The sequence below is a fragment of the Paenibacillus sp. NPDC058898 genome, assembly GCF_049316025.1.
GTDB lineage: Bacteria > Bacillota > Bacilli > Paenibacillales > Paenibacillaceae > Paenibacillus_AQ.
Genome location: NZ_JBMOSM010000007.1, coordinates 24,691 through 37,068, shown reverse-complemented (window position 1 = coordinate 37,068; position 12,378 = coordinate 24,691). Strand labels below are relative to the sequence as shown.

The following is a 12,378-nucleotide window of genomic DNA, read 5'->3' as shown; positions in this document are numbered from 1 at the left end:
TATACTATTCTCCTTCAGGTCTCTTGATTTGCAGCGGCGGCGGAATGAGCCAGCCTTTTTCCTTGTTCATCTGAAGGATACGTACACCTAGCGCAGTCATGGTGAGATGATATTTAGCGAATAACGCTCCAATATCTTCTCGGATGGATTGTCCCATGATTTGACTGCATGCTACCAGTCCGAGCGATGTATCAGCAGCGATTTTGACCGCAATTTCCGGATCCGTGAACCTTGCGCCCGCCGGAATATCCTCCAGTTTGACGGAAGGTCTTTCGGGAAGTGCCGGTGCAGGGGCGATTCCGTTGTCGGTAAGCAATTCATCACATTCTTTAATCTCAAGCTTAGCTTGATCCAACAGATCATGGAGGATTTTTTTGAGGTCTTTATCGCCTGCATGATTCAAATAAGCCTCGTAGCAGGACACCATGCCTTTTGCCAACGTGGATGCTGTCCATACGCTAAATATTTCCCCATAATGCATGGGTTCGTTTTTAGGATTGCCGCTTAAAATTCCCAATCTTATTCGCTCCTTTAATATTTATTCAAACAGAGTTATTATGGACAGGAGATTGTTATTTGATTCTTTCGAAGTAAGCAGAATACATTCATTCAATTATGCAGGTTGGTTATTGAATAAAAAGAGGCAGTCATCGGGCTGCTTCTTTTTGTTTTTTATTTGTTTTTCAGTTGAATTTAGAGAGAAGTATAGATAAGATAGAACACAATCCGATAGATCGGGATATCTCTTAAGATCATATAGTGTGACAAGGACGGGGGAGGTTGGCTTATGAAGAAAGTGCTTTTGCTGTTGGCGGATGGATTTGAAGCTGTGGAAGCGAGTGTATTTACCGATGTACTGGGGTGGAACAAGCTGGAGGGTGACGGGACCACTCAGGTTGTGACTGCGGGACTGCATGACCGGTTGAAATGCACATGGAACTTTACCGTCATTCCTGAGGTCACGCTGGACTTGGTTAAGGTGGAGGATTACGATGCTCTGGCGATTCCTGGCGGGTTCGAGGAAGCGGGTTTTTATAACGATGCATATGACTCCAGGTTCTCCAGGATCATTCAGGAATTTCATGCGCAAGGCAAGTGGATAGCTACAATTTGCGTTGCAGCCCTTACGCTTGGCAAAGCCGGCGTGCTGGAGGGACGAAAAGCCACGACTTATGATCACCCAACCAGTATCAGAAAATCGCAGCTGCGGGAATTCGGTGCCCATGTCATGGAAGAACAGATCGTTGTTGATGGGAACCTGATCACTTCATGTAACCCGGCAACGGCTTTTGATGTGGCTTTCACTTTGCTGGAAAAGCTGACATCTTTGGAAAATACTCTGCATGTGAAAGAGCTTATGGGATTTACAAGCAAATCATGATTGAAGACTAAATGATTTTAAGCAGTAAGCCTGTCTGAAAGAAGACAGAGCTTATTGCTTTTTTTTGTGATTCCGACGTACCGCGGTTTATATAAAAAACAGTTATAATCATACAGCCTATATGTAAGAGTTTGTCGAGGATGATACCCTTGAGTACAAGGAGGGATTTGGGTTGAGATTATTTCCTGTCACTTACTCGCTTCTATCTAAACAAGCGGTAGGGTTACATATCCAACATCTTTATGAGGTCGGTGTCTAGGACGGAGGAGAACCTATGAAAGTTACCGTGGAGTTAACCGATACTTCCACCAAATTTATCATTAATAATATATATCCGCTATATTTGCATGATTTATCAGGGATATGGGGATGGAAGCCGAATCGATATGGCGTCTATGAGGATGATGACACAAGAACCTTGAATGACCAGATCCAAGTATTTGATATATGGTGGGAGAAGCCCTCGATTTTGTTTCCTTACCTGATTCGAGTGGATGGCATCCCGGCAGGATTTGCTCTGGTAGCAACCCCGCCATATACATATGGCAGTGAATTTTACATGAATGAGTTTTTTGTTATGAAACCCTTCCGTGGAATACATGTTGCAGAGAATGCTGCATCACAAGTGTTCGACAAGCATGCCGGCAGCTGGGAAATCCAGACGAATGTCACGGATCGTAATAAGCGGGCTCAGGCATTCTGGAGAAAGATGCTGAACAACAAGGTTTCGAACTGTCGCGTGCATGAATTTGTTGCTATGAGGGACGACAATGAGAAGTTGATCTTTCAGTTTGACTCATCAATGGCATAGAAAATTAGTAAAGAGCTCATAAGTTGGTGAATGCTGTTTTCACGAGCTAGGGAACAGTTTGGCTGTATAAGCCGATATTTAAAAATAGATGATGCCCAGGTCCCCGATCCTATGATCGGGAACCCGGGTTTTAACATGGGAAATAATGTTTAAGCTGCTTGGATGATAGACTCAATCTTATTGGGATCATCCATTACGGTGCGAATGGATTAAAGTATTCTGACCCGCAGCAAGGAGCCATGTGTCTTGGTCCTTGACCATCACATAGATTGCCAGGCTTCCTTGTCCGTCTTCGATGAGTTCCCCCTTTGATGTAGATGGATACTGTCGTATATGCGCGATGGCCACATCCTGGCGTAAGAATACAAGCTTCTCAACGAAATACTTTGCGTATGAATGAAGAAGCGGCCCCGTTAAAACAACTTTATGTGCGTTATTTATTTGCTCCCAGCCTGAGAGCATCTCCCCCATAACATTGACCCAAGTGGAGTCATGGGTAAAGTGACGATCCAAGGCATCGGCGTCATGTTGATTAAATGCAGATTCCATATCGGAAATCGTTTGTCTAATGATGCGACCTTCCTGCTCTTCTAGTACCTTGTGATTCTCCTGGTAGTTGGACATTGCGTATAGCCTCCTTTTATTTGTACTGCATTATGGACCGAGACCTCTTCATCCTTATCCATTGATTTCTGTGATTTCATCTTAGATGATAAGATATATAATTAAAAATATATTTTATGGCAATAGTATATGCCCTCAGGTATATAAGCGAGATGTGGGATAATCAAGACGCTCGAAGATCTCGTGACTGATAACAGAAAAAGATCGACATTGCATCAAAACAATTCATACTTGTGGTATGAGTTGTTTTTTTATTTTCTGTACGGGTGTCCCTTTTTTGGCAGAAGAGGTGTTATACAAACGTAAATAAGATTTACGCGGAGGTGCGTCTTCGAATTGGATTCGATAGAGGAGTGCGTGAGGCGCGTTAAGGCCGGTGAGGTGGATTGTTTCGAGCCTATCGTTGAAACGTACAAAAAACAGATCTACATATATTGCTGCCGGATGCTCGGCTGCAAGCAGGACGCGCAGGATGCCGTCCAGGATATCTTCATCAAAGCGTTCACCAAGCTTCATACCTATGAAGCGAAGGTTTCGTTCTCATCATGGTTATACAAGATTGCCTATCATCATTGTCTTAATCTGCTTCGCAAGAGACAAGTTCGCATGCGGGTGAACCGACTCATCAGATCGACAGGGTATGCGGATAGCGTGGAACAGACACTGGAGCGCCGGTGGTTCAGCGAACCGCTGGAATATGCTATGACCAAGCTCTCGGTGGAGGAGCGGAATCTGCTCGTACTGCGGGTGTTCGAAGATAAACCGTTCTCGGAGATCGCGCAGATTCTGGATAAGAATCTCAGTGCAGTGAAGAAAAAGTATGCTCGTATGAAACTGAAAGTCATCAAGCTGATCCAGGAGAAGGAGGGGGCGGAGTTATGCGAGATTCGGGACAGCCGGAGCAAGATCGAATTCTGAGAGGCATGGAATTGCACTCCGTGGAAGAAGAGGTGGACGTGACCCCCGCCATCATGCGGAAGGTGAGGCAAATCCACCAGAGTAAACAGGGGAGATATTACGGGAATCGTAAAAAAACCTTTATTGCAGCGACACTCACTGCGGTTTTGATTCTTTCGTCAATTAGCGTTTACGCAAGCCAATACTTTATTCAGATCAAGAACAAGGAAGGCGAAGTCATTCTGTCTACCATGAAGCCATGGAAATACTCCGATTCGGAATATAATGCCAAACGTGTAAAAGAGTCGGAAGAAGAGTTGAGAAAGAAGTTAAAGCCGGGAGAACAGGCTGTATATTATATCAAGGACCTGCATATGACACCACTGGTCAAAGAGCAGCCATTGAATTATTTTTATATGTTGACTAAGCATTCAAATTATCAGGAACTCGCAAAAGAAATCGAGGAGAAGGGTGCTCCTGTGCTTCAAGAACCTGATTATGTACCGGATGGGTATCGATTTGATTTTGGACAGATTCAAATAAGGAACACGCCCGTATGGAATACGCCGGAGTATAAAATTCTTGCGGATGAACTCAAAGCGCAGGCTGAGAAGTCGGATGAAGAACAGGGACTGTTCTATAAGATTGTTCCTTGGTCCGATATTGCCTCTACAGGAATGGAATATCGTAAAGGCGAAAATCGGATCAAGATTGTAGCCTTTGCACGAGAGAAGGGCTCAAAAGCTGGGGTGCCCACAAACCAAGCCGTAAAACTGACGGTGAACGGGAAAGAGATGATATTGTCCGCCAATCCGACAAATGAAACTCGCAGATTGACTTGGCTAAGCGACAGTGAAGAGGTACTGTATATAATTACGGATGATCCAAAGGATCCGCTATCCAAGGATGAGTTTGCGAAGATTGCAGCCGGTCTTATTTCGGAATAAACGTTTTTTCATTATTTTTTACGAAATGTCCCTTTTGTTGTCAGCAAGGTGTTATACGAGATGTATTTAAAAAATAACTTTAAAGGCCTTACCGCCGAAAGGAGCACACATTTTATCATGATGAAAAACAAAATGAAAGTCGCATTATTTCTCGCAGCAACGATGGTGGTCGGTTCCGCGAATGTTTACGCAGCAAGTAATGCAAGTACATCTGTTCCACAGAAGACAGCAGCGGTTTCTTCTGCCATACCGGAGAATACATCCGATTCGTTTGATGATCGTATCAACGAGTTGAGTGACAAACTTAAGGCAGGACAGATGGTTGCCTATTATGTTGCGGACCAGGAATATAACCGGCTAGATGAAATCTATTTTACGTCTAAAGGTTTTGCCTATACCAAGTATGCGGACTATGTGGCAAAGGCGAAGGCCATGAACGCTCCAACGCTAACCATTCCTGCTGGCTTGCCGAAGAGTTATTCATTACAGAACGCGATTTTGTACTTAAAGAGTCCTGAAAGAACGTCAGACTTGTACGAGAAGCTGGACCAGGAATTGAAGGAGAAGGCCGCAAACGGCGAGAAATTCGTTTACTCCGACATAATGAAGGCGAATGAAGCATCCGTGGCGATCCTGAATTTTGATAAAGGAAAAGTAAATCTTAAAGTCATAGCGAGTTATATTGTTCCTGAACTGCCGCTGGGCGGAACGCCTGTGCCATATGAGAAACCGAACGAGAAAAAGGAAAATATTGTTATTAACGGAGTGGAATGTGTCTACACAGCCGACTCCAAGGGAAGGGATCACTTGGAGTGGGTGGATGAAGAGCAGCAGATTCGGTACAGCATTTGGGCGGAGAGCGCCAAATCGGATGTACTGAACTATGCCAAGAAAATGATTGCAAAATAAGATTTCGCCTTAAGAATCCGGATTCATGTTGACCCATTTCCTGTCTGTTTTTATTTTTTCCTCTAGAGTCTACGCTCCTTGATATGACGAGCATAGGATGTTGTGTTCGGAAAAGTAAAGGAGGTTGGAACAATGGGTGAAGTTGCTGGATACGGTGGCGGAGGATACGGATCATCTGTTGGAGCAGTACTGGTTCTCTTTATTCTCCTGGTCATCATCCTTTCTGCTTTCGGATTTGGATTTGGGGTATAATAGGTAACGAAAAAGAAACCCGCACCGCTTGCCCGGTGCGGGTTTCTTCTGTTCAATGCGAAACATGTCTGACGAATGGGAAGGTTCCACCAACATTCGGGATGGGTTTTAAAAGCAAGGACAACCACTTGTCATATAACTCCCACGGTTTACCCGAGTCCAGCAGAGCCTTGCAAGTATAGATCCCTTCCTCGACGGATCTGACCTTATCCGCCAAGTGTAAGCGAACAGCTCCATTCAGCAGTACCTGGTAGATAAAAGAGATGTCCCCCTTACCCTGCAGAACCTGCTCGGTAACGTTAGCTTGTTCGGAGGGGGTCCAGCTTATGTCCGGAACGGGCGTATCGAGTCCGTACGCTTCCGGATCGATGATCTGGAGGCTGCCTTCACCGTTTTCAACTCGGTAAGTCCGCGTGGGTCGGTGAATGAACAGTTCATCCGAGCCTTCACTGCCCTGAATGATGATCGCTTTCCGATAACCGCGTTTCATGATCAGTCGGCTTAAACGGTCAAAGACCGTATTATGGTATACACCGAAAGTTAGGAAAGGGGAATGGGAGTAATCCACAAACTTTTCGGCCGTGTTAAGCACGGTGCGCATACCCAGCTCCTCCCGGATCGGGCGAAGATGCTTAAGCGGGGGACACCAGTCTTCAGCATGTACATATAATACGCCCGATTGACGGGCAGCGCGGATGGATGATTCCTTTGCCAGTAACGGTCCGGTTATTCCCTTGGCCGCGAGTATATCCGACAAAGTGATCCCCCATTTCGGGGGCAGTGATGCAGTCCCGTGCAGAGTGACAGGCAGATCAGCAGCAGCCAGCACAAACGAGGTGGCTAACGTAGAGAAAAAGGAGGACTTTCTGCCATCATAAGGTCCTGCGCAGTCTACACCCTCATGTACAAACGAACGGTCCGCATATTTACGGCCAACCTTCGCGAATGCCTCCAATTCTTCCACACTTTCCATTTTGATGCGTTCCGCAATGAAAAAGGCACCGATCTGTGCAGGGGTTGCCTGCAATCCGAGAATCGATTCTGCAGCCTGCAGCGCTTCCTCGTAAGTCAGGTCACGCGCGCCTCGTTTGCCGCGGCCGACTTCTTTTAATAAGTGGATCATGATTTTTTTGCACCTCCTGAACCGGTCTCCTGCAGCAATTGATACAACTTAACGATCAAAGTTGCGACATCCACCATTCTTTTTCTTTCATTCATCGCCTGTCTGCGCAGGACATCGTATGCTTCGGATTCCGAAATATTTTTCATCTTGCATAGAATGCCTTTGGCCATATCAATCCATTTTCGCTCTTCAATACGGGCAAGGAGCTGCGTTCTTTCATTATGCCACTGCTCTCGTTCGTAAAAATGCTTGGAACTAAAATGCAGCGTCCAATGCAGCTCATGCTCTTTCATAGTGGGAAATAAAAGTCCATCAACTGTAACATCATCCTCACATGCTTCGAGAGATTGTGAAGCGGCATGATCGCTGCACCACCACAGAACCGGAACGCGTTTTTGCTGATCGAGGGCGCTGGACCACGATTTGATTGCGGCAACCGGGAGGTGGAGAATCGTTCCGTCTGCTTCCATGATTCCGGCCAGCGCTTGCTTCTCACTGCGGGCAAGTTGGACCTTGTAGCCATATGAACGAAGGATAAACTCCGGAAGAAGCGCCCTGGCATCTGTGTCACTTCGCTCTGAAGCAGGGACCGGATGGTGGATAACCAGCAATGTTGAACAGGGAACACGGGCTGAGGAGCGAACCATAACGGGGACGCTCGGAACCATCCACAAGATTGCCCTTCTTATGAACGTGAAGAATCCGGCGCTTCTGATCATCGGTGAAGTTGTGCGAGTGAGGGATCAGCTCCTCAAACTGGCTGCGGAGGCGGAGGAACGAACAGGATAAAGCTTATGCAGGTGTGAGGACGATGGATGACGAAGCATGAGCATCGTTTAGTACATTGGAACGAAGTACAGATACGCTGACAAAAAAGTGAACCCTTATCCACTCGGGGTTCACTTTTATTTTGGTGTTAAACATGTTTGTGGCACAGGGAAGGCATACACTATATGAATGCGGCATGAGGTTCCACGATTCCAATTCGCAGTAAAAGGGAAACGCTTACACATCGGAGAATATCATGTTTACACAACCAGTCATGATATTGCGAGAGTGTTGAAAGTTTTACATGTTTATATCTGAAAAAATGGGGGTGGCACACATGAAATATGACGTAATCGTGGTGGGAGCAGGCTTATCCGGTCTGGTGGCAACCGCGGAGATGGCCGAGGCCGGCAAGCGGGTGCTGCTGCTCGATCAGGAGCCGGAAAGCTCGCTGGGCGGGCAGGCATGGTGGTCTTTTGGCGGGTTATTCCTTGTTGATTCGCCGGAACAGCGAAGACTGGGCATCAAGGATTCCCGTGAACTGGCGTGGCAGGACTGGCTGGGAGCCGCTGGTTTCGATCGGGAGGATGACGAGGATCGATGGGGGCGGAAATGGGCAGAGGCCTATGTCGATTTTGCGGCCGGCGAGAAGCGGGCATGGCTTCATTCGTTAGGGGTTCGGTTCTTTCCGGTTGTAGGCTGGGCCGAACGCGGCGGATATCTCGCGGAGGGTCATGGCAATTCCGTGCCACGCTTTCATATTGTGTGGGGCACAGGTCCTGGAGTCGTACAACCATTCGAGTCCAGGGTCAGAGACGCCATACGTTCAGGAATGGTTGATTATCGCTCCCGTCACCAAGTGGATGAACTTATTACGCGGGATGGTGCCGTGACAGGCGTAAGGGGTTCAGTCCTTGCTTCGAGTTCTGCTTGTCGTGGCGAAGCAAGCACGCGGGAAGTGGTCTGTGACTATGAATTTTTTGCAGAGGCCGTCGTTGTCTCCAGCGGAGGAATCGGCGCCAACCATGAGCTGATCCGACAGCATTGGCCGTCTCGGCTCGGGAAGCCTCCCCAATCGATGCTCTCTGGCGTTCCCTCACATGTGGATGGACGGATGCTGGGAATTACGGAGCAAGCAGGCGGCCGGGTCGTCAATAGAGACCGAATGTGGCACTACACGGAAGGGATTAAGAATTGGAGCCCGGTCTGGTCACAGCACGGCATCCGGATACTGCCGGGTCCTTCTTCTGTTTGGCTTGATGCCAAAGGGCAAAGGCTCTCTGCCCCGAATTTCCCGGGCTTCGATACGCTGGGAACCCTGAAAGCCATTCAGGATACAGGCTTTGATTATTCCTGGTTCATTCTCACCAGAAAAGTGATAGAGAAGGAATTCGCCTTGTCCGGATCAGAGCAAAACCCGGATTTGACCGGAAAGAGCATCCGCAAAGTGTTAGGCAGAGCAGGTTCGGGTATCCCGGGGCCGGTGCAAGCATTCCTGGATCATGGGGAGGATTTTGTTGTTGCCGATTCCCTGCCCGAGCTTGTGGACGGTATGAATAAACTGACAGGCAGCGATCTGATCAAGCGGGTGGACATTGAGCGTCAGTTGGCCGCAAGAGACCGCGAGATGGATCATGCATTCACCAAGGATCTGCAGATTACGGCGCTTCGGGGAGCAAGGAATTACATCGGCGATCGGCTGATACGCGTAGCCAAACCGCATAAATTTCTTGATCCGGCCCATGGTCCTTTGATCGCGGTACGCTTACATATTCTTAGCCGAAAAACGTTGGGCGGGCTGCAGACGGATCTATCCGGGCGGGTACTGAATGCAAACGGCGAGCCGGTTCCCGGACTCTACGCGGCTGGAGAAGCAGCGGGATTCGGAGGGGGAGGCGTTCATGGATACCGTGCATTGGAAGGAACATTTCTGGGAGCCTGCCTGTTCACGGGGAGACAGGCAGGCCGGAGCATTGTGAAGCTCTGATGATAGGCTGTCCGTGTTTTGGGTCAACGTACGGCAGATTGCCGTTTAGTTAGCAAATCCTGTATGAGGAAGCGAAATGAAAATTTCTTCTTACTGTAAGATAGTCTATGGTATTCTGTTTGGTAGCACATGAAAGGAGAATGTCCATGTCCCATGAACAGGATATTACTGAAACCAACACAAAGCGGCTGTCTCATATTCAATCTTACATAGATTCGCCCGACTTGCAAAACAAGCTGTATAAGAAGACCCTCATCGTTGTGATCCTCTCGCAAATATTCGGTGGGGCTGGTCTGGCCGCAGGATTGACGGTCGGTGCGCTTTTGGCACAGGATATGCTCAAGACGGACGGCTATGCAGGAATCCCGGTTGCTCTTATAACGGTCGGTTCCGCACTGGGGGCCTGGTATATTGGCCGGCTTACCCAGCGATATGGAAGAGGGCCGGGTTTGGCTGCCGGATTCCTGGCGGGCGGTATTGCCGCGATCGGAGTCATATTGGCTGCCGTTTATCAAAATATTTATCTGCTGTTCGCTTCGTTGTTGATATACGGTGCAGGTACCGCAACGAATATGCAAGCTCGTTATGCAGGCACGGATTTGGCTAAACCTTCACAGCGGGCAGGAGCGGTCAGCATGGCGATGGTTTCCACCACCTTCGGTGCCGTTGCAGGTCCGAATCTGGTGGGGGTTATGGGGAACGTTGCGGAATCCTTCGGGATTCCTGGATTGGCAGGACCGTTTATGTTGGCGGCCGTGGCTTTTATTCTGGCAGGCCTGATACTGCTACTATTGCTGCGTCCGGATCCCTATGCGATTGCCCAAGCGATTGAGGAAGCTAACATTAAAATTTCCGGTGATTCTTCGGCCGGAACGGTAAACGGATCAGAACGAAACAAACGGGGAATCATGGTTGGAGCCTGCGTGATGATATTGACTCAGGTGGTCATGGTCTCAATCATGACCATGACGCCCGTCCATATGAAACGTCACGGCCATGATCTGAGTGCGGTCGGTTTGGTGATAGGCATTCATATCGGAGCAATGTACCTGCCTTCGTTAATCACAGGTTTCCTCGTGGACAAAATCGGCCGCATCAGCATGTCAATCGCTTCCGGAGCCGTGCTTCTGAGCTCCGGGATTCTAGCGGCTGTGGCTCCTGCCGAATCCATGGCGCTGATCATAACGGCGCTGGCTCTGCTGGGGCTGGGTTGGAACCTTGGCTTCATCAGCGGAACGGCGCTCATCATAGATGCTACCCATCCTTCCGCCCGCGCCAGAACGCAGGGAACGGTGGATGTCTTGATTGCTTTAGCGGGAGCATCGGGCGGCGCTTTATCCGGTATGGTGGTTACCCATACCAGTTACGGTACACTCTCGATTGCGGGAGGTTTGCTGTCACTGGTGATGATACCAGTTTGTCTAAGCTCGGTGAACAAGCGCAAACCTTCGTCATCCTCAAACAACGCGGCATTATAATGAAACAGCCTCCTATCGTAGTCGATAGGAGGCTGTTTAGTAATGGCCATTAAGGAAGGATATTGCCTGCCGCACGGTAAATGGCATACCATTCTTCGCGGGTGAGCGTTACATCGCCGGCTTTAATGCAGTCTTGCAACCGACTGATATTCATCGTCCCGATAATCGGCTGCATGTGTGCAGGGTGACGAAGAAGCCATGCAATGGCAATCGTGGTGTTGGTTACGTTGTATTTTTCCGCAATCTCATCGATCTTCTGATTAAGTTCAGGGAACTTGTCGCTTCCAAGGAACACGCCTTCAAAGAACCCGTATTGGAAAGGCGACCAAGGCTGAATCGTAATGTCGTGAAGTCGGCAGAAATCCAGTACGCTGCCATCACGGTTAACTGCGGCATCATTTTCCATATTGACGTTGATTCCGCTTTGAATCATGGTGGTGTTCGTGATGCTAAGCTGCAGTTGGTTGGCTACGAGCGGCTGCTTCACTGCTTTTTTCAGAAGCTGGATTTGCATCGGATTCTGGTTGGATACCCCGAAATGACGCACTTTACCGGAGCTTTCGAGTTGATCGAATGCTTCAGCCACCTCTTCAGGCTCAACTAACGCATCCGGACGGTGAAGAAGGAGTACGTCGAGATACTCGGTTTTGAGTCTTTTCAGGATACCATCGACGGAATTCAAGATATGCTCTTTGGAGAAATCGAACATGCCTGGACGAATCCCGCATTTGGATTGCAGAATGATCTTCTCGCGGACTTCTGCATTCATATGTATAGCATCCGCAAAAATTTCCTCGCAAGCTCCGCCGCCATAGATGTCGGCATGGTCGAAGAAGTTAGCGCCTTCCTCCAGTGCGGATAACACAAAACGCTCGGCTTCCGCTTTTTCCAGCGAATTTATACGCATGCAACCCACGGCTACAACAGGTACTTCTAGTGAACTAGTTCCAAGCTTCATCGTTTTCATGATTACGGTCCTCCAATTCAAAAATAGGTTGATTGTGCGACCACCTCGCTGTAGTTGCAGGGGGCAGCAGAGAACTTGTAAGCGAAACTACGTAGATGAATAGGTCCATGCTGACAGTCTCTAGTTTATTGTGACATGCAGGTGGTGAGGTGTACAAGCTTAAATTTGACAAGAGAGTCCGCATGCAATAAAATGACTCATGAGTCAAAAATGACTTTCGGGTCATTTTTAATG

General features: G+C 48.2%; 13 protein-coding genes. 8 read left to right on the top strand and 5 right to left on the bottom strand.

The genetic code is table 11. The features are described from left to right. Nucleotides 1–4: 4 nt before the first annotated feature. Nucleotides 5–517 (bottom strand): DUF3231 family protein, encoded by a 513-nt coding sequence (locus ACOZB4_RS19265; protein ID WP_379405085.1) that lies wholly within the window; start codon nucleotides 515–517, stop codon nucleotides 5–7. Between the two features lie 270 nt (nucleotides 518–787). Between ACOZB4_RS19265 and ACOZB4_RS19260 the strand changes: the two genes are divergently transcribed. Both ACOZB4_RS19260 and ACOZB4_RS19255 read left to right on the top strand, forming a co-directional pair. After that, entirely contained in the window at nucleotides 788–1,381 is a 594-nt protein-coding gene (locus tag ACOZB4_RS19260; protein ID WP_379405087.1) for a DJ-1/PfpI family protein, read from the top strand. Nucleotides 1,382–1,655: 274 nt separating this feature from the next. After that, nucleotides 1,656–2,192 (top strand): GNAT family N-acetyltransferase, encoded by a 537-nt coding sequence (locus ACOZB4_RS19255; protein WP_379405089.1) that lies wholly within the window; start codon nucleotides 1,656–1,658, stop codon nucleotides 2,190–2,192. A 186-nt stretch (nucleotides 2,193–2,378) separates the two neighbouring features. On the opposite strand, the gene ACOZB4_RS19250 is transcribed toward ACOZB4_RS19255, so the two are convergent. Continuing rightward, a complete protein-coding gene (locus ACOZB4_RS19250) occupies nucleotides 2,379–2,816 on the bottom strand; it encodes an SgcJ/EcaC family oxidoreductase (protein WP_379405091.1) in 438 nt (145 codons plus the stop codon). A 357-nt stretch (nucleotides 2,817–3,173) separates the two neighbouring features. Here ACOZB4_RS19250 and ACOZB4_RS19245 point away from each other — a divergent pair, with 357 nt between their 5' ends. The 4 genes from ACOZB4_RS19245 to ACOZB4_RS19230 all read left to right on the top strand — a co-directional run bounded on the left by ACOZB4_RS19245 (nucleotide 3,174) and on the right by ACOZB4_RS19230 (nucleotide 5,821). After that, complete coding sequence (locus ACOZB4_RS19245; protein WP_379405093.1) at nucleotides 3,174–3,734, top strand: RNA polymerase sigma factor; 561 nt, start codon at nucleotides 3,174–3,176, stop codon at nucleotides 3,732–3,734. Beyond that, nucleotides 3,695–4,660, top strand: coding sequence for a hypothetical protein (locus tag ACOZB4_RS19240; protein ID WP_379405095.1), 966 nt, complete (start codon nucleotides 3,695–3,697; stop codon nucleotides 4,658–4,660). Before ACOZB4_RS19245 ends, ACOZB4_RS19240 begins: the two co-directional genes overlap by 40 nt. 117 nt (nucleotides 4,661–4,777) lie before the next feature. Next, a complete protein-coding gene (locus ACOZB4_RS19235) occupies nucleotides 4,778–5,569 on the top strand; it encodes a hypothetical protein (RefSeq protein WP_379405097.1) in 792 nt (263 codons plus the stop codon). A 132-nt stretch (nucleotides 5,570–5,701) separates the two neighbouring features. Beyond that, the gene (locus ACOZB4_RS19230) at nucleotides 5,702–5,821 is read left to right on the top strand and encodes a YjcZ family sporulation protein (RefSeq protein ID WP_256720830.1); all 120 of its coding nucleotides are present in this window, start codon (nucleotides 5,702–5,704) and stop codon (nucleotides 5,819–5,821) included. A 52-nt stretch (nucleotides 5,822–5,873) separates the two neighbouring features. On the opposite strand, the gene ACOZB4_RS19225 is transcribed toward ACOZB4_RS19230, so the two are convergent. Next, a complete protein-coding gene (locus tag ACOZB4_RS19225; protein WP_379405100.1) occupies nucleotides 5,874–6,944 on the bottom strand; it encodes an anthranilate phosphoribosyltransferase in 1,071 nt (356 codons plus the stop codon). Further along, nucleotides 6,941–7,612 carry an ANTAR domain-containing response regulator gene (locus ACOZB4_RS19220; protein ID WP_379405102.1) on the bottom strand — a complete coding sequence of 224 codons (672 nt, stop codon included), beginning with the start codon at nucleotides 7,610–7,612 and terminating at the stop codon, nucleotides 6,941–6,943. The genes ACOZB4_RS19225 and ACOZB4_RS19220 overlap by 4 nt, the downstream gene beginning before the upstream one ends. A 437-nt stretch (nucleotides 7,613–8,049) precedes the next feature. Here ACOZB4_RS19220 and ACOZB4_RS19215 point away from each other — a divergent pair, with 437 nt between their 5' ends. Beyond that, on the top strand, nucleotides 8,050–9,699 hold the full coding sequence (locus tag ACOZB4_RS19215; protein ID WP_379405104.1) for an FAD-binding dehydrogenase: 1,650 nt from the start codon (nucleotides 8,050–8,052) through the stop codon (nucleotides 9,697–9,699). A 146-nt stretch (nucleotides 9,700–9,845) separates the two neighbouring features. Next, a complete protein-coding gene (locus tag ACOZB4_RS19210; RefSeq protein WP_379405106.1) occupies nucleotides 9,846–11,177 on the top strand; it encodes an MFS transporter in 1,332 nt (443 codons plus the stop codon). A gap of 49 nt (nucleotides 11,178–11,226) precedes the next feature. On the opposite strand, the gene ACOZB4_RS19205 is transcribed toward ACOZB4_RS19210, so the two are convergent. Further along, nucleotides 11,227–12,144 (bottom strand): aldo/keto reductase, encoded by a 918-nt coding sequence (locus ACOZB4_RS19205; RefSeq protein WP_076326090.1) that lies wholly within the window; start codon nucleotides 12,142–12,144, stop codon nucleotides 11,227–11,229. Nucleotides 12,145–12,378: the final 234 nt, after the last annotated feature.